A 19,833-nucleotide genomic window follows, 5' to 3' on the forward strand; every position below is an offset into this window, starting at 1 on the left:
TGGTGCGGGGGTGGGCTGGGGTGGGGTGTTGGCTGGTGCGACTAGCCCTTCGTCGCACCCAGGGTGAGGCCCTTCACGAAGTAGCGCTGGGCGAAGGGGTACGCGAGCAGGATCGGCCCGATCGTGATGACGGTCATCGCGAGCCGCATCTGGTACACCGGCGCTGAGACGGTCGAGCCGAGGTCGGCGGCGTTCGCGACGCTCGAGATCAGGTTCTGCAGCACCAACTGGAGCGGGTAGAGATCGGTGTCGCTGATGAACAGGAGCGCGTGGAACCACTCGTTCCAGAACGTGACCGCATAGAACAGGGCGATCACCGCGATGACGGGCTTCGAGATCGGCAGGACGATCTGGAAGAAGATGCGCAGCTCGCCAGCCCCGTCGATGCGTGCCGCGTCGAGCAGCTCCTGCGGCGTCGCCCTGAAGAAGCTCACCTGCACGAAGACGAGGAACGGGGCGATCACGAGCGGAAGGATCACCGCGAACAGCGAGTTGCGCAGCTGCAGCACCTGGGTGACCAGGATGTACATCGGCACGAGGCCGCCGGTGAAGAGCATGGGGATGTACGCGAAGATCGCGAGGGGGCGGCTCACGAACGCCAGCCCTCGCGCGATCACCCAGGCGATTCCGGATGTCGCGGCGACGGCGATCGCCGTTCCGACGATCGTGATGAACAGCGTCGCACCGTACGACAGCCACACCCGGTTGCCGCTGAAGATGGTGGCGTAGGCGTCGAACGACAGCGGATCGGGCCAGAAGGAGTAGCCGCGCTGCGACAGCGTCGACTCGGCGGTGAGCGAACCCGCGACCACCATCCAGAAGGGGATCAGGCAGGTCAGGCCGAATGCGATCACGCCGAAGTAGCTGACGACGGTGAACGCCTCGGGTCGCTGACGGCTGCGGCGCCGGGCCGGACCGCCGGTGGTGGGAGTGCCGATCGATGCGGGAGATGCCGGAGTGGCGGCATCCGTCGGCAGGGTCGTGGTCGTGAGCACGGTCGTCGTGGTCATAGGAGTGTCGTTTCCTTCGCGTAGCGCCGCTGCACCATGGTGGCGACGACGACGAGAACGAAGCCGACCATGGACTGGAAGAGCCCGATGGCGGCGGTGGTGCCGAAGTCACCGAACGTTCGGAGGGCTCGGAAGACGTAGGTGTCGATGACGTCGGTCGTCGAGAACAGGGTGCCGTTGTCGCCGACGATCGCGTAGATGGTGCCGAAGTCGCCGTAGAAGATGCGGCCGACACCGAGCACGAGCAGGATCGCGGCGGTGGGCTTGAGGAGCGGCGTCGTGATGCGCAGGGCCATCTGCGCCCGGCTCGCACCGTCGATCATGCCGGCCTCGTAGACCTCTTCAGGGATCGAGGTGATCGCCGCGAGGAAGATCACGCTCATGTACCCGCCGAGCTGCCAGACCTTCACGATCGTGAGGATCCAAGGCCACGGGCCCGGCTCGGTGTACCAGGAGACAGAGGGGAACCCGAAGACGTTGAAGAAGTCGTTCACGAGTCCCCCGCGCCCGCCGGGGCCGGCGAGGAACGCCTGCAGGAAGATGCTCACGACGATGGGCGAGACGAAGTACGGGATGAAGATGACCGACTGGAAGAACCGCTTCGTCACGCGTCCGCGGATCTCGTTGAGCATGAGGGCGAGCAGGATGCCGACGCCGAGCGTCGCGGCGAGGAACAAAATGTTGAGGAACAGCGTGTTCCAGAGGATGCGCCCAGCGTTGCCCGAGGTGAAGAAGAACTCGAAGTTCTGGAAGCCGGCCCACGGCGAGCCGAAGATGCCGTCGGCGATGTTGAAGTCCTGGAAGGCCACCACGAGGCCGGCCATCGGGCCGTAGGAGAACACGAGCAGGAGGATGACGGCGGGAGCGGCGAGGATGACGAGCCCGTAGTCGCGCCCCTGCCGAGTTCGGCGCCGTGCGGGTGTTCGGAGATTCACCACAGCCTCTTCCCCGTTGAAGTTTCGATTGGTACGTGAAGCACCGTATGTGCCCTGGATCTGAGATGTCAAGCCGGAACGGAAAGCGCGTTCCATTCGTCCCGAAATCCGTTCGCTCGGCAACACCGGCTCAATTGCCGCGAACTCTGGGACATGGAACCGGAGAACCGGTCGACCTGAGTTTCAGGAACGAAACGTCTGGAAACAGTTGTTGCAACGCTGCATGCGCATTCCAAATACGCACGGCCTCGGCGTCATCCGAGTGTCAGATCTCGGAGCCGGATGTCGGCCGCCGGTGGCAGGCTGAGCACATGGCGATCGAGGTGCGCCCCGCGACGGTGTTCGTCGACGTGAAGGCGATGGTCGGGCCCAAGCGGCCCGATGCCAACGTGTGCTGGTGCCTGAGCTACCGCATCCCCTCGAAGGAGAACCTCGAGCTCAGGGGCCAGGCGCGCGGAGAACTCGTGCAGCAGTTCGTGGGGCAAGACCCGCCACCCGGCGTGCTCGCCTACGACGGCGACGAGGTGGTGGGCTGGGCCGCCGTGCACCCGCGTGCCGACACGAGCTTCGCGCGCAACCGCAAGATCCCGCACGTCGACGACCTCGATGTGTGGTCGGTGTGGTGCATCCGCGTGCGACCGGGTCATCGCGGCGAGGGCATCTCGCACCACCTGCTCGAAGGCGCCGTCGAGTTCGCCCGCGATCACGGCGCACCCGCGATCGAGGGCTACCCGCTCGACAACGGCGGCAAGAAGATCGACCTCACGATGGCCTACGCCGGCACCCGCAAGCTCTTCGAGAAGGCCGGGTTCACGAAGGCGGCCGACACCGACTCGGTGCTCAACGGCTTCCCACGCGTGCTCATGCGGCTCGACTTGCGCTGACCTGCGCGACGCAGACCAACGCGGACCGGCGCGTCAGCCCTGGAAGTCCTCGGGATCCACCTCGTCGAGGAATTGCTTGAACTTGTCGACCTCTTCCTCTTCGGCCGGCTCGGTGAACTCGGCGGGGATCCCAGCCTCGTCGAACACCTGCTCGGCGACGAAGAGCGGCGCCTCGGCACGCACCGCGAGCGCGACGGCGTCAGACGGGCGCGCGTCGATGATGCGTATGCCCGAGGTCGTGGTGAGCGTGATCTCGGCGTAGAACGTGCCCTCCTCGATGCGGGTCACCTCGATGCGGTCGACCGTGGCATCGAGGGTGTCGAGCAGCGTCTTCATGAGGTCGTGCGACAGGGGCCGGGGCGCCTGCTCACCCTCGACGGCAATGAGGATGGAGGTCGCCTCCTGGGCGCCGATCCAGATCGGCAGTACGCGCCCGCCGACCCCATCGTCGAGCAGCGGCTTGAGAAGGACGATGTGCTGTTGCGCGGCATCGAGCGCAATGCCGAGTACTCGGACCTGGATCATGGCGACTCCCGTCGAAGGATCGGGCGTGACACCCATCGTAGATCGGGTCGCTGACGGCCGCCTCCTCATCGTTCACCGACTACCACAACGAGCGGGCGAGGTGCCGCGGAGGTCACCCTGCCGGAGCCGCGGGCGCGGTGCCCTCGAGCCATGACAGCAGGCTGGGCAGGGCTCGGTACGGGATGCGACCGTGGTCGGTGTCGTCGATCACCTCGCTCGTGACATCCGTGCCGAGGCCTCGCTGCAGGTCGACGAACGCCTGGGTCAGCTCTGGGCGTATGAGCGTGTCGGCAGCTCCTTGCGCGACGAAGAGCGGCGCGTCGAATTCGGCGGTGCCGGGCGTGTTCTCGGCGATCAGGCTCGCCCACGGCTCGGTCGACCTCGGGTCGGCGGCGAGGAAGCGGCCGACAAGGGTTCGGCTGAGGTCGTCGAGCTCGGTGTCCTGGTCGAAGGCGCAGAGCTCCGCCAGGCGGGGAACGGCCGCCGCGGCATCCGGAGTCAGGATCGTCTGCAGCTCGGGTGCCGGTGACGCCGCGTACACCGACGCGTAGGAATCGAGGGTGTAGGCCGCGAGCCTGAGGCCTGAGGGGTCGGCCACAGCCGTATCGAGCAGTGCCGCGAGGTCGATGGCCGGCGCCGCCACCGCGACCGCCTGCACCTCGAGCTCGGGAGCATACGGCTCGGCCTGCTGGGCGGCGAAGAGCACGGCGTGCCCGCCCTGGGAGTACCCCCACAGCGCGACGCGGTCGCTCGCTCCGATGTCGAGCTCGCGAGCCGCCCTCGCCGCGTCGAGCACGTTGCGTCCCTCCGTCTCGCCGACGAGGTACGAGTCGGGTCCGGGAGCGCCCATGCCGGCGTAGTCGGTGGCGACGACGACGTAGCCGGCGCGGACGAGCTCCTCAACCCCTGCGATGGTGCTCAGCGGCTCGGCGCTGAGCGACGGCCCGCAGCGCTCGGCGGCGCCGGTCGTCGGATGCCCCCACGAGACCACCGTGCGCCCGCCCGGCGGCGACGGCTCATCGGGTGCCGCGACCAAGCCGGAGACGACGATGTCGTTGCCGTCGAGATCCGTCGAACGATAGAGCACGCGCCAGGCCGCGATGCCCTCGGCCGCACCCTCGAGCCGCTCGCTGCGTACCAGTTCGCCGGGAGTCTCCGAGGGAGGCGGCGATGACGGCCCCGCGGTGAGCTCGCCCGCCCCCTGGCCGTCGTCGCCGAAGCTGCAGCCGCCGAGCGATCCCACCGCGAGTGTCGAGGCGACGGCGGCGGCGGCCATCCAGCACGCCACTTTCGGGCGGCGATCGGCGAGGGCTGGGCGAAGCAGGGACAGGTTCAGGCGATCCGTTCTCGTCATCTCGTCCTCTCCGTATACGACACCATCTCCAACGGTAGACGCGTGTCAGGATTCGTTCGAACGAACTGGTGGATGATGGTCATCATGCTCGAGTCCAGCCAACGCGAGTCCCGAGCGTCGCCGCGCGTGCTCGGGCCGGTCGTCGACGAGATGACGCGGTGCGTGCACTACCGCACCGAGGTCGACATCGTCGCGATCAGGTTCGCGTGCTGCAACGAGTACTACCCGTGCCACCTCTGCCATGCCGAGACGGCCGGCCACCCCGCCGAGCAGTGGCCGCTCGACCAACGCGACCAGGAGGCCGTGCTCTGCGGAGCCTGCGGCACCGAGCTCACGATCGCGTCGTACGTCACGACGAACGAATGCCCGACCTGCGGGTCTCCGTTCAACGAGCGCTGCCGCCTGCACACCCACCTCTACTTCGAGACCGCGGACTGACGGCCGGCGCCGGCGCCGGCGCCGGCGCCGGCGCTACGCGATCATGAATCGCGAGATGAGCCCATCGACGTCGAGCTGGAACGTGAACGTGCCGGGTCCGTTGTAGCCGTTGCCCGACACGGTCACCGTCAGCAGGTACTGGCGTTCGACCCTCCCCGGCCGGATGCCGTGCACCTCGAAGTGCGACTGCTTGCCGATGTTGTCGGTCTCGTTCCAGCTCGCGACGCCCTCGCGGCCGTGGAACTCTCGACCCCAGTCGTTGAGGTATGCGTCGGCGCTGAAGGCGGCGACGAACCCCTCGGAGTCGCCTCGGTTGGTCGTGTCGACGAACGCCTTTATGGCCGCCGGCATGCTCTGTTCGGACATGCTCGCCACCCTACTCAGCCGCCCAGTCATCCGTCGGTCACGAACCGAATGGTGCGTCGCTCAGCCCAGGCGGGCGTCGAGACGTTCGCGCCGGAACTGGCCGACGAGCACGAGGATCACGGATGCCGCGGCGAACACCCCGCACATGATCAGACCGAGCGGCCCGGCGATCCACGCCGCAGGGATGGGCGAGCCCGCCGCGACGAGCAGTGCGCCCATGCCCGCCGACGCGTTGAAGGCGCCGTGGCCGAACACGGCCGGCCACACCGAGCCGGTGCGCAAGCGGGTCCACCCGAGCAGTATGCCGAGCAGCGCGCACGAGGAGATCATGAGCAGCACGCCGGTTACGTCGGTGAGCCCGAAGTTGTATCCGAGCAGGATCAGCGGCGTGTGCCAGAAGCCCCAGAATGCCCCCGAGACCAGCAGCGCCGGCCAGGTGCCGAGGGGGCGCAGTGCGGGCAGCAGCCAGCCGCGCCATCCGACCTCCTCACCGAAGGCGAACGGTGCGTTGATGATCGCGGCGATCGGGATCGTGACGAGCTGCAGCGCCACCAGCAACCCGACCGGCGGCGCGAGTGCACCGGCCGGCACGTCGGCACCGACCTGCGCGGCGAAGCCGGAGAAGCCCACGAGGTCGAACTCGGCGAGTCCGAGGAGGCCGACCACGAGGAGCCCGGCCGCGACGAGGAGTGGCATCGCGATGATGGCGGCCACGGTGATGCCGACGGGGCGCCGGGCGGGCCGCAGCGGCCACATGCCCAGTTCGCGCAGGATGACGCGGACGCCGCGCCTTCCGAGCTGCCGCCGTTCAACGAGCAGCGCGGCGATCGTCGCGATCGCGGGAGTGAACATCATGACGACCGCGAAGACGAGCAGCAGCGGGTCGGACATCCCCTGGCCGCGGATCCAGAGCGGCGCGGCGACGAGCCACGCGAGGCCGCAGGAGGTGATCGCGAAGACGGCGACCGCCGCCCAGGGCACGTGCTGTGCACTCGCCCGTGCGACCTGCGCCGGTCCTGTGCCGGCCGTCGTCGACGTGGCCACGTCGGTGCGTTCATCGCTCATGGGAGCCAAGCTACCGGCGCGCGACCGGGCGCGGATCAGCCGGGCGACGGAGTCCACTCCCCCGTCCGGCGGATCAGTCCTGCTCGGAATCCTGCCCGGAATCCTGCACGAGACGACGGAGCAGGAGCGCGAGCGTCGCCTGCTCTTCACGGCTGAGCCCGCGCAGCTCCTCGGCCTCGCGATGGGCGAGTCGCCGCATGGCGTCGTCGACGCGCGTCGCCCCTTCGGAGGTGAGGCGAATGAGCACGCTGCGCCGGTCTGTCGGGTGAGGGAGTCGCTCGACGAGGCCGCGACGCGAGAGGTTGTCGAGTCGATTCGTCATCGCCGCGCTGCCGATCATCGTGGCCTCGATCAGTTGGGCGGGGCTGAGCTCGTGCGGCGATTCCGCCCTCCCGAGCGCCGCGAGCACGTCGAACTCCCAGGCCGCGAGCCCGGCCTCGCTGAAGGCGCTCGCCCGCAGCCGGCCGAGCCGATTCGCCACACGCCGGAGGCGCGACATCACGTCGAGCGGCGTCAGGTCCACATCGGGAAGACGTCGTGACCAGGCGTCGATGATCAGGTCGACCTCGTCATCGCGCTCACTCGCGCTGGGCGGCATACCTCGACGGTATCCCGATTCGGGTCGCGGGCGACGGTTCATGAGATCAGCCGCTGTCACGAGGAACCAGACCGCTTCCGCCTCGGACTCCGCCGCAAAGCCGACCCGGATGCCGCATATTCCGCGAGCCGACCGAACACGAGTGCCCAGGCGACCGAGAGGAACTCGGCCTGCGTGCGGTCTTCGGCGGCCTGGTGCACTTCGACGCGGCATCCGTATGCCGTCGGACGGAACCGCAGGTACCCCTCGAGCTGCCGGCCGGGAACCGGTACCGCCTGGTCTTCGAAGTCCCAGCGCAGTGCGATCAGCTCGGGCGGAACGACCACCTCGTAGGCACCACGCACCTTCGTGCCCCACTCGAGTTCGGTCGAGAACCGGCCGTCATCGATCGACACGGGCACGCCGAGGAACGCCGAGAACGTTTCGGGGTCGACGAACGCTTCGAACGCGGCATCCTGCGACAGCGGCACCTCGACCATGACGTTCACCCACGGCTGTATCGCCGCGTTCGCCAGCGTGCGCTCGGGGATGTCGTCGGCGATGGTCCACTTCTCGTCGGATGAGCCGAGGAGCGGCAGCACCGCTTCCATCGCCGTGCGGTCGGCACGGTAGCGGCGGAAGTTGCCGTCGCGACGCTGGATCACCAGCCCTGCGTCGCGCAGGACGGCGAGGTGGCTCGAGATCGTGCCGGCGGTCACGTCGAATGCCGCCGCGATGTCGCCGGCTGCGAGCTCGGCATCCCAGACCATCCACACGATCTCGCGTCGGATCGGCGACGACAGCGCATCGATGAGCGTCTGCGCGGATCCGTCGCCGGCGCTCCGGGGTGCCTTGGGCGTGCCCATGGAGTCATCCTCGCATCCTGCTCCGTTTTGGATTCCGACCCTTGAGGTGCGTCCACCGTCGGAGTATTTTGATCACCATCAAAATAGTGGATGGAGACACCGATGTCGAAATATCTGTTGCTCTACCGGTCGGCAACCTCTGCTGAAGACCAGATGGCGAACTCCTCACCCGACGAGGCTCAGGCCGGCATGGATGCGTGGACGGAGTGGGCGAACCGGGCCGGCTCTGCGCTGGTTGACTTCGGTTCTCCAACGACCGCGGTCGGTACGGTCGGTGAAGCGGGTTCAGCGGGCGGATCGTCGGGGTCGGCGGGCGGATTCGTCGGTGGCTACTCGATCATGCAGGCCGACTCGACCGACGAGCTCAAGAACATGCTCGAAAGCCACCCGCATCTCATGCTCGACGACTCGTCGATCGAGATCTACGAGCTGCTCGACCTGCCCGGTCAGGGGTGAGCGACTCCCGGGGATGCCGCATACGGCGATTGCTCGGCTGATCTGCGTCAGACTGGAAGCAGTCGCCCCGGAGATCCGCCTCCGCGTGCGGCATCCTGGGAGGAACCGTGACCCTCGACCGAACGACCGCCATCGACGAACTGCTGCCGACGACGCTTCGCGAGGACTTCCCGTACCTCGACCAAGAGCTCAACGGGCATCCGCTCGCCTACCTCGACTCGGGGGCGACCGCGCAACGCCCGATCGCCGTGCTCGATGCCGAACGCGCCTACCTCGAGCACTCGAACGCCGCCGTGCACCGCGGAGCGAGCACGCTCGTTGGCACCTCGACGAGCGCGTTCGAAGAGGCCCGTGAGACGGTGGCCGGCTTCGTCGGCGCCGGGCCGCGCGAGATCGTGTGGACCGAGAACGCCACCGATGCGATCAACATGGTCGCGCTCGGAATGGCGGATGCCGCGGCCGGCCTCGGCGGCCCCGAAGCCGACGTGTTCCGGCTCGGCGCCGATGACGAGATCGTGGTGACCGAGGCCGAGCACCACGCCGACCTCATCCCGTGGCAGCGGCTCGCGGCGAAGACCGGCGCGACGCTCCGCTGGATCCCCGTGCACGACGACGGCACGTGGAGCATCGACGACGCGGCATCCGTCATCGGGCCGCGAACGCGCCTCGTCGCATTCGGGCACGTCTCGAACGTCACGGGATTCGTGGCGCCCGCCGCCGAGGTCGTCGAGCTCGCTCACCGCCACGGCGCGCTCGTGCTGCTCGACGCGTGCCAGTCGGTGCCGCACCGGCCCACCGACTTCGCGGCGCTCGGGGTCGACTTCGCCGCGTTCTCGGCGCACAAGATGCTCGGGCCGACGGGCATCGGCGTGCTGTACGGGCGAGAGCACCTGCTCGACGCGCTGCCGCCGGCGCGCACCGGCGGATCCACGATCACGACCGTGACGATGGAGTCGGCGTCGTTCCTCCCCTCGCCGCAGCGGTTCGAGGCCGGCACGCAGCCGGTGTCGCAAGCCGTCGCGCTCGCCGAGGCCGTGCGTTATCTCGACACGCTCGGCATGGAGCAGGTGCACGCGCACGAGTCGGCGCTCGCCGAGCTGCTCGTCGACGAGACGGCGCGGATTCCCGGCATCCGCCTCATCGGGCCGGCTGCCGGCGTCGAGCGCGCGGCCCTCGCGAGCGTCGACGTGCCGGGAGTGCACGCCCACGACGTCGGCCAGTTCCTCGACTCGCAGGGCATCGCCGTGCGCGTCGGCCACCACTGCGCGCAGCCGCTGCACCGACGCCTCGGGCTTCGGGCGACCACGCGTGCGAGCGCCTACGTGTACACGACCACCGACGAGATCCACCGGTTCGCCGCGGCACTCGCCGAGGTGCGCAGGTTCTTCGGAGTCGACGCATGAGCGACCTGTCGGGCCTCTATCAAGAGCTGATCCTCGACCACTCTCGCCGCCGGCTCGGCGACGGCGAGCTCGCCGAACCGCACGCCACCCACCACGAGCTCAATCCCACGTGCGGCGATGAGATCACGATGGGCATCCGCCTCGACGCATCCGGAACCGTACTCGAAGCCATCGGCTGGACGGGCGACGGATGCAGCATCTCAATGGCCTCGGCGTCGGCCCTCACCGAACTCGCGACGGGCGCCGACCTCGAACGCGTGCGAACGCTCGTCGACGAGTTCCGCTCGATGATGCGCTCGAAGGGAGCGGGCGAGGCGAACGAAGAGCTCCTCGGCGACGCGATCGCCTTCCATGGCGTCTCGAAGTACGTCATGCGGGTGAAGTGCGCGATGCTCGCGTGGGTCGCGCTCGAGGCCTGCGTGGCGTCGGCGTCGGCGAGCGCCTCGGAGGCCGCGGAGCCGGCATGACGTCACTCGATCAGACGACTCGGCACGCGTTCGTCGAGGTCGGCGGCATCCGCACCTTCTTCCGCGAGGCCGGCCCGGTCGACGCGCCGGTGCTGCTCCTCCCCCATGGCTACCCCTGCTCCTCGTACGAGTTCCGCAATCTCCTGCCCGCCCTCGGCGATCGCTGGCGCCTCATCGCCCCCGACGCGCCGGGGTTCGGCTACTCGGGCACTCCGTCGGTCGAGCAGTTCCCGTACACCTTCGCGGCGTACTCGCGGTGGCTCGAGAGCTTCGCAGAGACGCTGGGCCTGTCGCGATTCGCCCTGTACCTCCACGACTACGGCTCGCAGTTCGGGCTGGAGCTGGCCGTGCGTCACCCCGAACGCGTGACGGCGCTCGTGATCCAGAACGGCGACATCTACGCCGACGAGCACGGACCGAAGTACGCGGCGCTCAAGGAGCACTGGGCGAATCCCACACCCGATGGGCGAGAGAAGCTCGCGGCGAACGTCACCGAGGAGGGCTTCCGCGACGAGTTCGTGGGAGAAGTCCACGCCGATCTGGTGGAACGGATCACTCCCGACCTCTGGACGCTGCACTGGTCGTTGATGAACACTCCGGATCGCCGCGAGAACGTGGTGCGCCTCTTCGAGGACCAGTCCACCACGCTCAACCGGTTCGGAGCCCAGCAGGAGTACTTGCGAACGCACCGCCCGCCGACGCTGATCCTCTGGGGCGTCGAAGACGGCTACATGCCCGAGGGCGCCGCTCGCGCATACCTACGCGACCTTCCGGATGCCGAGCTGCACCTCTTCGACGGCGGCCACTGGTTGCTCGAGACGCACTTTCCTGATGCGGCGGCGAGGATGCGGGACTTCCTCTCACGGGTACTGCCCAGCTGAACCCATCAGCGGCGCATAAGCTCGATCCACCGCATCCCACCCGAAGAGGAGCCCGCCTGCAATGAGCGACGCCGCCGCCCTGGACGTATTCGACCGCCGTGAGTCCGAAGTGCGCGGATACATCCGTGCGTTCCCCACCGTGTTCGATCGCGCGGTCGGCTCGACCCTGATCGACGCCGACGGCCGTGAGTACCTCGACTTCTTCGCGGGCGCCGGCGTGCTGAACTACGGGCACAACAATCCCGCGTTCACCCGCGCGCTCATCGAGTACCTCGAGCGCGATGGCATCATCCACGGGCTCGACATGGCGACGTCGGCCAAGAAGGCGTTCATCGAGACGTTCGAGCGCCTCGTGCTCGAGCCGCGCGGTTTCGACCACAAGCTGCAGTTCACCGGCCCCACGGGCACGAACGCGGTCGAGGCGGCGCTCAAGGTCGCCCGGCAGGCCACCGGCCGCTCGACCGTCGTCGCCTTCACGAACGCGTTCCACGGGCTCAGCCTGGGCGCGCTTGCGGCGACCGGCAACAGCCACTACCGCGGCGCGGCCGGCGTCGGCCTCGACGACATCGTGCGACTCCCCTACGACGGTTACCTCGGCCCCGACGTCGACACCCTCGACCTGCTCGAGAAGATGCTCGACGACCCGGGCAGCGGGCTCGACCTGCCCGCGGCCGTCATCGTCGAGGCGGTGCAGGGCGAGGGCGGCATCAACGTCGCGAGCGTGCCGTGGCTGCAGCGGCTCCGCGAGCTCACGGCCGCCCGCGGCATCCTGCTGATCCTCGATGAGATCCAGTCGGGCATCGGCCGAACCGGCGCCTTCTTCGCCTTCGAGGCGTCGGGCATCGTGCCCGACATCGTGACGGTGTCGAAGTCGATCTCGGGCTCGGGCCTGCCGATGTCGCTCGTGCTGCTGCGCCCCGACGTCGATGTCTGGAAGCCGGGCGCGCACACCGGCACGTTCCGCGGCAACAACCTCGCGTTCGTCTCGGCGCGCGTCGCGCTTGAGACCTACTGGGCCGACTCCGCGCTCGTCGACGGCGTCGCCGCGAAGTCGGCGCTGCTCGCCGCCGAACTCGAGCAGATCGCCGCCGCGCACCCCGAGCTCGGCTTCGTCGTGCGCGGGCGCGGGCTCATGTACGGCCTCGCGTGCGACGGCGACCGCGGCCTCGCCGGCCGCATCTCGGCCGAGGCATTCCGCCGAGGCCTCGTCATCGAGACCTCCGGCGCCTTCGACGAGGTGCTGAAGTTCCTGCCCGCGCTCACCATCACCGAAGACGAGCTCGCCCGCGGCCTCGCGATCGTGCGCGAGAGCCTCGACTCGGTACTCGCCGGCTGAGCTCCGCGGGGTGAGGAGAGGCAGATGCCGCAGCTGCAGCATCCGCAAATCCGACCTGCTCGCGCTTGCCATTGTCGCCTCTGGAAGCGGACCTCGTTCGTAACATTCCTGTCCCCCAAATGGGTACCCGGATCGTATACGATGCGCTGTGTCGCGTCACCGGACTCACTGTGAATGCGGGCGCGGCGTTGACGAGAGAGGACCCAAGCGAATGACTCTGCTCCCCCGCAGATCTCGATCGACCCCGGAGCGACATGTGAGGAAACGGCACTTCTCGCTGGCAGTGGCACTGGCACTCGCCGTCGCCATCAGTGCTCCGTCCACGGCAATGGCCGCTCCGGACAATGTGACGGTTCCTTCGGTCGTCGGTCAGCAGAAGTCCGCCGCCCGGGTGGCCCTGCAAGCCGACGGTCTGAAGTCCGCGAACAAGATGGTGACGTCGTCGCTGCCAGCGGAAAGCGTGGTCGCCACCGACCCCGCTGCCGGCACGATCGTGCCGGCAGGGACGCAGGTCCTCGTCTACTGGTCGGATGGAAAGGGGACGTCGGCGACCTCGAGCCCGACTCCCACGAGCAGCCCGACACCCGCGAGTAGCCCTACTCCCACGAGTAGCCCGGCTCCCGCGCCGACGGCATCTGCGGGCAGTGCAGCGACCAAGTCGGGCGGCTATGCCGATACGCGAGAGGGTGGGGTGACCGGCGGGGGGAACGCGGGTCCGATCACCGTTCGCACCGCATCCGAGATGCAGGCCGCGATCGACCGTTACGACGGCGCGTCCGGGCTGGTGATCCGCTACACCGGCACGTTCGACTTCGGAAGCATCTCGGATGTCTGCGCTCAATGGCAGAAGCCGGCCGGCACGATCGTGTCGATCAAGGGCAAGAGCAACGTGACGATCGAGGGGGCAAGCGGTTCCGCCGCCAACTTCGGGCTGAACGTTGCGGGGAACTCGCAGAACATCATCATTCGCAACATGACGATCGGTCTGCTTCCGGGATCCATCGACGCCATCGGCATCGAGGGGACCAGTTCCGGGAAGCCTGCTGACATCTGGGTGGACCACAACACCCTGTTCAGCGCACTCGTCAAGTGCAGCGGAGCCGGCGACCTCTCGTTCGACGGCCTCCTCGACGTCAAGAGAGGAGCACACGACGTCACCGTGTCGTACAACCACATCCACGACCACACCAAGGTGGGGCTCGTCGGGGCATCCGACTCCGACCTCTCCACCACGCACCTCACGTTCCACCACAACTACTACGAGAACGTGGGCGCCCGAACCCCGTTGCAACGGAGTGGCCGCGCGCACGTGTACAACAACCTCTACAGCGGTGTGAGCACGTCCGGCATCAACGTGCGAATGGGGGGCTACGCCCTCATCGAAGGGAACCACTTCGAGAACGCCACGAACCCGGTGACCTCACGCGACAGCCCGAAGGTCGGCTACTGGGAGCTGAACGGGAACAACATCACCTCCCCGTCCGATTTCGCGACCTACGGAATCAAATGGGGATCGTGCAGCGGGACATGCCTGAAGAACGCCACTGACTGGAAGACGACGGCGCAGTTCCCTGAGGCGATCCCATATGCCTACGTTCTCGCGAAGCCCGGCTGCGTCGAGCAGAGCCTGCCCGCGGTCGCGGGAGCCGGCAAGGGACTCGCCACGCTCAGCTGCGCGCCAGCACAGTAAGTCGCTTCGGCGAACCGGGACCCCGGTCGAGCACGCGTTCCGCACGCGTTGCTCTCGACCGGGGTCGCGGCCTGCGTCGAGGCCGCGTGCGGCGGCGCCGTTTCAATCACAGGACAGCACCGGCCGACAAGTGTTGTGCATGCACGGCCAAACCGGCGCACCCGGATCAGCACGAGACTTCCCCCGTCAGAGGACCGAGCTCGCACGAGTGAGCCCGGCATCAGCTGGAACGGATGTCCCTGCAGGGAAAGGCTCGAGAATGAGAAGAATGCACGTCCACGTGTCGGCGATGAGGCCGCGCATCGTGGCTGGAGCACTATTGCCGTTGGCTCTCACGGCAGCACTTGTTTCTGTCCCAACCGTATCCTTCGCGTCGTCGACCGCAGCTGCGGCGGCAGAGGCAGAGGGCTTGGCGGTGCCCGCCGCGGCACTGACGGAAGTCGATGTGCCCGGCACGACACCGCTCGGAGCCGCCGCCGTCGATCTGGCGGCACTGGGCTACACCGAGCGGGAGTTCTACGCGGACGGTGTGGCGAATCGCTATTCGGGTGCGGAGACCGGTGCGTTGCAAGCCGCGCAGATCATCGATGGAGACCGGCCGTACCGCACGCGCGTGCTGGTCAGGACGCCCCAGCCCGAGGACTTCAACGGCACCCTCATCGTCGAGTGGGCCAACGTGACGATCGGGCAGGACGGGGAGTTCCTGTTCGCCGAGGTGTACGAGCATCTGCTGCGCGAGGGATACGCGGTGGCCGCGGTTTCGGCTCAGCGGGTCGGTGTCGAACACCTCAAGCGATGGAGTCCGGAGCGGTACGGGAGTCTCTCAGTGGACGTCAACGCCTGTGGCACTGACGGAACATCCCTCTGCACGGGCGATCCCCTGTCGTGGGACATCATGTCGCAGGTGTCCAAGGCGCTCGCAGACAACGTCGGCGACGTCGAGCCGCTCCCCGGCCTCGAAGTTGAGAACGTCATCGCAGCGGGGCAATCGCAATCAGCGGCGCGCCTGACCGTGTACTACAACACGATCCAGCCGCTCTACGAACTCTTCGACGGCTTCGTCTACGAAGACGCGGCCGGCCAGTTGCGATCCGACCAGGCCGTTCCGGCGATCAGCGTCAACTCCGACGCATTCGCCTTCGGATTCCCGCGGACCACGTCGGAGTACACGCGGGTCTGGGAAGTCGCCGGCGGTACCCACGCGTCACTGTACGGGTCGCAATACATGGACGAGGTCATCGTTCGTGACCAGTCCCTGCTCGGCCCGAACGGACCGATCTCCTTCACCGACTGGATCGAGCCATCGTGCGTGGCACTTCCGGCGTTCAGCACGGTCGACACCGGCCTGGTCCTGAACGCCGCCATCGAGTCCGTTCGCGAGTGGATCCTGACCGGGAACCCGGCGGCGCCTTCGAAGCTCTTCGATCGGGATGCCGCCGGCGTACCCGTGCGCGACGCCGACGGAAATGCGCTGGGGGGAGTCCGGCTCGCACAGCTCACGGCTCCCACCGCCTTCCTCACGCCACGCAACGGGACGGCGTTCCCCTGCTCCGTGTCGGGCCAGCATCGCTACTACACCGACGAGGAGCTGAAGTCGCTCTACGGAACGCACGACAACTACGTCAAGCAAGTCCGCAGCACGATGCACGAGGCTCAGAATGACGGGTACATCCTGAAGTTCGATGAGAAGGCTGCTGTCGAGGCCGCGAAGGCCTCGAACGTCGCTCGCTGAGAACGTCGGGGCCCGATCCCGTCAGGCCAAGCGGGACTGCGCATCACCTCTCCAGTGGGAAGGTGGTGCGCAGTCCTCGACGCGTGTGGACGGTCGCTCAGATTCCGGTGACGAGGTAGCCGCCGTCGACCGGCAGTACGGCGCCCGTGATGAAGGACGCCGCATCCGAGGCCAGGAAGGCCACCGCGGTGCCGACTTCTTCAGGGTTGCCGTACCGCCCGAGCGGCGTCCGTGAGAGCAGCCGATCGCCGATCACCGGATCCTCCTTGAGTGGAGTGAGGAGCGGGGTGTCGATCCAGCCCGGAGCGATGGCGTTCACTCTCACGCCGTCGGCGGCGTAGACCTCGGCCAAGGACTTCGTCAGCTGCACGACGCCGCCCTTCGCCGCCGAATACGCGGCGATCGTGCCGCCACCGAAGTACGCGTACATCGAGGCGATGGTGATCACGCTTCCGCCGGCGCGAGTGAGCAGGGGATGAGCGAGCTGGATGGTGCGATACACGGCGAGCAGCTGGATCGAGACCACGCGCTGGAAGGCCTCCCATTCGAGCTCTCGCTCGCCCATGCTGATGCCGGCCGCTGGCACGAGGATGTCGAGGCGATCGAGGTGCGCGAACAGGTCGTTGAGCGCGTCGTCGTCGGTGACGTCGAGCTCCCGGACCCGGATGAGCGGATCCTCGAATATTCGAGGATCCGCTCCGAGGCCGACCGCGTGAACCTCGGCGCCCAACTGAGCGAGAACGCGTGCGGTCGCCGCACCGAGTCCCGATGTTCCTCCGGTCACCACGGCGACTCGGCCGGCGAACAGCCCCGGTCGGAAGGTCATGTCACTCACGTGAGCGGAGGCCATATCGCGATCATGGCTAGCCGTTGATGATCTGGGGCACCGCGACCGACTTGAGCCCCTCGACGCCGAACTCGAGCCCGTACCCGGATGCCTTCACGCCACCGAACGGCGCCATCGGATGCAGTGTGCCGTGCTGGTTGATCCACACCGTTCCGGCCTCGAGTCGGGCGGCGACGTCGCGGGCCTCGGCCGGGTCCGCAGACCAGACGGATGCACCGAGCCCGGTGTCGAGGCGATTCGCGCTCGCGATGGCGTCCTCGACATCCGAGTACCGGATGACCGGGAGAGCCGGACCGAACTGCTCCTCGTCGACGAGCGGGTCGCCGTCGTCGAGGTCGGCGATGATCGTGACCGGGTAGAACAGGTCGCCGAGTTCCGTGGCGGCGGTGCCGCCGGTGATCACTCGGCCTCCGCGGGCCTTTGCGTCCTCGACCAGCCCCGACACGATGTCGAACTGCTTCTTGTTCTGCACCGGGCCGAGCACGTTCGACTCGTCGAGACCGTTGCCCATCGGCATCCGTGCGGTCACGTCCTTCAGTGCAGCGATCACCTCTTCATAGATCGAGTCGTGGACGTAGAGGCGCTTGAGGGCCGCGCACGTCTGACCGGTGTTGATGAAGGCGCCCCAGAACAGGTTCTCGGCAATCGCCGCCGGGTCGGTTCCGGGCAGCACGATTCCGGCGTCGTTGCCGCCGAGCTCGAGTGTGAGCCGGGCGAGGTTGCTCGCCGAGCTCTTGATGATCTCCCGTCCGGCAGCGGTGGAGCCGGTGAACATGACCTTGGCGATGTGCGGATGCGCCGCAAGCCGAGCACCGACGTCACGGTTGCCGGAGATGGCGACGAGCACCCCGGGTGGCAGCACCTCGTTCATGATCGAGACCATCGCCAGGACGCTGAGCGGCGTGAACGACGACGGCTTGACGACGACGGTGTTCCCCATGCGCAGCGACGGGGCGATCTGCCAGATGCCGATCATCAGCGGCCAGTTCCACGGGCCGATGGCGCCGACCACTCCGAGCGGCTTGTAGGTCAGTTCGGCTTTGGTCGCCCCGTCGTCGACGACGACCTCGCTCTCGAGCACGGTCGCCGCGGTGGCGCGAAGCCACGCGGAGCAGGCCCCGACCTCGAACCGCGCGTTGGGGCCGTTCAGCGGCTTTCCCTGCTCGCGTGAGAGCAAGTGCGCGAGCGACTCGGCCTGCGCATCGATGCGATCGGCGGCGGCGTTGAGCAGTTCGCTGCGTTTCGCATGCCCGAGGGCCGCCCACGCGGGCTGCGCCGCCTTCGCGGCGGCGATGGCCCCTTCGAGGTCCTCCACCGTCTGCTCTCGGACGAGACCGATGGTCTCGCCGGTCGCGGGGTCGGTGACCTCGCGGCCCGCGCCGGCGGGCGCCGCGACGCGGGCCAGCAGCTCGACGTATTCCGACATGACTTCCTCCTCGATGAGTGCGCGTGATGCAGCCATCCCAGCTTCACGAGGAGGGAGGGAAATGCGGTTGACCGTGGGCGCACGCCGTGTGTCCCTCAGCGCAGGCCGGGAGGGCTGTGCGCCCTCGGGCAAGCCCTCTTCGCCTCGGAACAACAGCCTTTCGATGTCACGGATCGATCCTGAGAACTGCACCGCACATCGGCGGACCTCGCCCTGAGCAGTTGCCCGTCTCCGTGACGCCCGTACGAAGGAGTACCACGACATGAGTGCAATCACAGCCAAGAGCGCCCTCGCGCTCGCCACCGGAATACTGCTCGCCGCAACGCTGAGCGCATGCGTCGCCGACGAGGGCGGCGGCGCCAATGCCGGTGGCAATACGAGCAAGGACGAACTGCAGTGCGGGCTCGCGACCGGCGAGCCCGCGACCGGCGACCCGATCAAGGTGGGGGCCATCGCGACCGCCAGCGGCGGCGTCGACTTCTCGTCTGCACCGAAGGCGGCCGCGGCCTACTTCGACTGCGTCAACGAGAACGGCGGCATCAACGGCCGTCCGATCGACTACTCCTACCAGGACGATGCGCTCGACCCGACGAAGACGGCCCAGCTCGCGGCAGGCTATGCGGCAGACGACAGCGTCGTGGGGCTCGTGGGCGATGCGACCTTCATCGGCTGCGACGTCGCAAACGCCGAGTACGCCAAGGCCGACCTCTACTCGATCACGGGCGTCGGCGTGCCCCAGGCCTGCTTCACCTCCAGCAACATCGCGCCGGTCAACGCCGGACCGCGACAGAGCGCGATCCAGCTGTTGCAGTGGCTCGAGCAGGAGGGCAAGGCCGACGCCGTCTTCCAGGTCGGTCTCAACACGCAGGGCAACGGCGACTGGGTTGCCGCGGGCATCCTCGAGTACGCGGAGGCCAACGGCATCAACATCGTCGGCACCGAGCTCACCGATCCCACCGAGACCAACTGGCTCCCGCTCATCCAGAAGATCAAGGACTCCGGCGCCACATCGGTGATCATCGTGGACCCGGGCCCCATCACCGCGGCGATCCTCGCAGCGGTCGAGCAGCAGGATGCCCGCGGCGACATCATCTGGACGTGCACGGCCTCGTGCTACGACGCCCAGTTCGGATCGCAGATCGGTGCGTACTGGGAGGGCTTCGTCGCGAACTCGGAGCTGCAGCTCGTCGACGCCGACGGCGAGGACAACGAGCTCTGGAAGTCTGTCATGGACGCGTACGCTGCTGGCGACGCGCCCCGCGACACGTTCAGCCAGGCCGGATTCCTCGCAGCCAAGATGTTCACCACCGCAGTGCTGGAGCTCGACCCTGAGAACATCACGCGGGAGTCGGTGTCGCAGGCGATGCTCGGCATCAAGAACGCCGAGTCCGACCTGCTCTGCCGCCCCTGGTACTACGGCGAGGCCGACGAGCACAACGCCAACCACTCGACCCGCACGGCCGAGATCACGGACGGCGTGTTCACAAAGCTCACCGACTGCATCGATTCCGGTGATCCGGCGCTCGCGTCGATCCTCGAGAACGAGCAGTCCCTGGGCCTGGTCGGCTGACCATC

At 67.8% G+C, this 19,833-nt stretch carries 20 protein-coding genes; 10 read left to right on the forward strand and 10 right to left on the reverse strand.

Going from position 1 to position 19,833, the window contains the following annotated elements; all coding sequences use genetic code 11:
* Nucleotides 1–41 precede the first annotated feature (41 nt).
* Both ESP51_RS03945 and ESP51_RS03950 read right to left on the reverse strand, forming a co-directional pair.
* Nucleotides 42–1,010 (reverse strand): carbohydrate ABC transporter permease, encoded by a 969-nt coding sequence (locus tag ESP51_RS03945; RefSeq protein ID WP_129519596.1) that lies wholly within the window; start codon nt 1,008–1,010, stop codon nt 42–44.
* Nucleotides 1,007–1,945, reverse strand: a complete 939-nt coding sequence (locus ESP51_RS03950; RefSeq protein ID WP_206737196.1) for an ABC transporter permease — start codon at nt 1,943–1,945, stop codon at nt 1,007–1,009. Before ESP51_RS03950 ends, ESP51_RS03945 begins: the two co-directional genes overlap by 4 nt.
* Before the next feature lie 311 nt (nt 1,946–2,256).
* On the opposite strand from ESP51_RS03950, the gene ESP51_RS03955 reads away from it, so the two are divergent.
* Nucleotides 2,257–2,829, forward strand: coding sequence for a GNAT family N-acetyltransferase (locus ESP51_RS03955; RefSeq protein ID WP_129519598.1), 573 nt, complete (start codon nt 2,257–2,259; stop codon nt 2,827–2,829).
* A 33-nt stretch (nt 2,830–2,862) separates the two neighbouring features.
* On the opposite strand, the gene ESP51_RS03960 is transcribed toward ESP51_RS03955, so the two are convergent.
* Complete coding sequence (locus ESP51_RS03960; RefSeq protein ID WP_129519599.1) at nt 2,863–3,354, reverse strand: bifunctional nuclease family protein; 492 nt, start codon at nt 3,352–3,354, stop codon at nt 2,863–2,865.
* Between the two features lie 112 nt (nt 3,355–3,466).
* On the reverse strand, nt 3,467–4,708 hold the full coding sequence (locus tag ESP51_RS03965) for a lipase family protein (protein ID WP_129519600.1): 1,242 nt from the start codon (nt 4,706–4,708) through the stop codon (nt 3,467–3,469).
* A 42-nt stretch (nt 4,709–4,750) separates the two neighbouring features.
* Between ESP51_RS03965 and ESP51_RS03970 the strand changes: the two genes are divergently transcribed.
* Complete coding sequence (locus ESP51_RS03970) at nt 4,751–5,146, forward strand: CHY zinc finger protein (RefSeq protein WP_338420336.1); 396 nt, start codon at nt 4,751–4,753, stop codon at nt 5,144–5,146.
* Nucleotides 5,147–5,179: 33 nt separating this feature from the next.
* On the opposite strand, the gene ESP51_RS03975 is transcribed toward ESP51_RS03970, so the two are convergent.
* From ESP51_RS03975 to ESP51_RS03990, 4 genes are all read right to left on the reverse strand, one after another.
* Nucleotides 5,180–5,512: a nuclear transport factor 2 family protein gene (locus tag ESP51_RS03975; RefSeq protein ID WP_129519601.1), complete on the reverse strand. Its 333-nt coding sequence runs from the start codon at nt 5,510–5,512 to the stop codon at nt 5,180–5,182.
* Nucleotides 5,513–5,572: 60 nt separating this feature from the next.
* Nucleotides 5,573–6,577: a CPBP family intramembrane glutamic endopeptidase gene (locus tag ESP51_RS03980; protein WP_129519602.1), complete on the reverse strand. Its 1,005-nt coding sequence runs from the start codon at nt 6,575–6,577 to the stop codon at nt 5,573–5,575.
* A 73-nt stretch (nt 6,578–6,650) separates the two neighbouring features.
* Nucleotides 6,651–7,175: a MarR family winged helix-turn-helix transcriptional regulator gene (locus tag ESP51_RS03985; RefSeq protein WP_129519603.1), complete on the reverse strand. Its 525-nt coding sequence runs from the start codon at nt 7,173–7,175 to the stop codon at nt 6,651–6,653.
* A 56-nt stretch (nt 7,176–7,231) separates the two neighbouring features.
* The gene (locus tag ESP51_RS03990) at nt 7,232–8,020 is read right to left on the reverse strand and encodes a metalloregulator ArsR/SmtB family transcription factor (RefSeq protein WP_129519604.1); all 789 of its coding nucleotides are present in this window, start codon (nt 8,018–8,020) and stop codon (nt 7,232–7,234) included.
* A gap of 102 nt (nt 8,021–8,122) precedes the next feature.
* On the opposite strand from ESP51_RS03990, the gene ESP51_RS03995 reads away from it, so the two are divergent.
* The 7 genes from ESP51_RS03995 to ESP51_RS04025 all read left to right on the forward strand — a co-directional run bounded on the left by ESP51_RS03995 (nt 8,123) and on the right by ESP51_RS04025 (nt 15,985).
* Complete coding sequence (locus tag ESP51_RS03995; RefSeq protein ID WP_129519605.1) at nt 8,123–8,476, forward strand: YciI family protein; 354 nt, start codon at nt 8,123–8,125, stop codon at nt 8,474–8,476.
* A 107-nt stretch (nt 8,477–8,583) separates the two neighbouring features.
* On the forward strand, nt 8,584–9,879 hold the full coding sequence (locus ESP51_RS04000) for a SufS family cysteine desulfurase (RefSeq protein WP_241842964.1): 1,296 nt from the start codon (nt 8,584–8,586) through the stop codon (nt 9,877–9,879).
* A complete protein-coding gene (gene sufU / locus ESP51_RS04005; protein ID WP_129519607.1) occupies nt 9,876–10,346 on the forward strand; it encodes a Fe-S cluster assembly sulfur transfer protein SufU in 471 nt (156 codons plus the stop codon). Before ESP51_RS04000 ends, sufU begins: the two co-directional genes overlap by 4 nt.
* The gene (locus tag ESP51_RS04010) at nt 10,343–11,227 is read left to right on the forward strand and encodes an alpha/beta fold hydrolase (protein WP_129519608.1); all 885 of its coding nucleotides are present in this window, start codon (nt 10,343–10,345) and stop codon (nt 11,225–11,227) included. The genes sufU and ESP51_RS04010 overlap by 4 nt, the downstream gene beginning before the upstream one ends.
* A 61-nt stretch (nt 11,228–11,288) precedes the next feature.
* Complete coding sequence (gene ectB, locus ESP51_RS04015; RefSeq protein ID WP_129519609.1) at nt 11,289–12,563, forward strand: diaminobutyrate--2-oxoglutarate transaminase; 1,275 nt, start codon at nt 11,289–11,291, stop codon at nt 12,561–12,563.
* 256 nt (nt 12,564–12,819) lie between these two features.
* Nucleotides 12,820–14,253, forward strand: a complete 1,434-nt coding sequence (locus tag ESP51_RS04020; protein WP_164990394.1) for a polysaccharide lyase family 1 protein — start codon at nt 12,820–12,822, stop codon at nt 14,251–14,253.
* A 445-nt stretch (nt 14,254–14,698) separates the two neighbouring features.
* Nucleotides 14,699–15,985 carry an alpha/beta hydrolase domain-containing protein gene (locus ESP51_RS04025; protein WP_206737197.1) on the forward strand — a complete coding sequence of 429 codons (1,287 nt, stop codon included), beginning with the start codon at nt 14,699–14,701 and terminating at the stop codon, nt 15,983–15,985.
* A gap of 97 nt (nt 15,986–16,082) precedes the next feature.
* Here the strand turns inward: ESP51_RS04025 and ESP51_RS04030 are convergent, their stop codons facing one another.
* Together ESP51_RS04030 and ESP51_RS04035 are read right to left on the reverse strand one after the other, a co-directional pair.
* On the reverse strand, nt 16,083–16,811 hold the full coding sequence (locus ESP51_RS04030; RefSeq protein WP_129519612.1) for an SDR family NAD(P)-dependent oxidoreductase: 729 nt from the start codon (nt 16,809–16,811) through the stop codon (nt 16,083–16,085).
* Nucleotides 16,812–16,848: 37 nt separating this feature from the next.
* Nucleotides 16,849–18,258 (reverse strand): aldehyde dehydrogenase family protein, encoded by a 1,410-nt coding sequence (locus tag ESP51_RS04035; RefSeq protein WP_129519613.1) that lies wholly within the window; start codon nt 18,256–18,258, stop codon nt 16,849–16,851.
* A gap of 262 nt (nt 18,259–18,520) precedes the next feature.
* Here ESP51_RS04035 and ESP51_RS04040 point away from each other — a divergent pair, with 262 nt between their 5' ends.
* Nucleotides 18,521–19,828 carry an ABC transporter substrate-binding protein gene (locus tag ESP51_RS04040; protein ID WP_129519614.1) on the forward strand — a complete coding sequence of 436 codons (1,308 nt, stop codon included), beginning with the start codon at nt 18,521–18,523 and terminating at the stop codon, nt 19,826–19,828.
* The last annotated feature ends 5 nt before the right edge of the window (nt 19,829–19,833 follow it).

Source organism: Agromyces albus (assembly GCF_004134825.1).
GTDB classification, from domain to species: domain Bacteria; phylum Actinomycetota; class Actinomycetes; order Actinomycetales; family Microbacteriaceae; genus Agromyces; species Agromyces albus.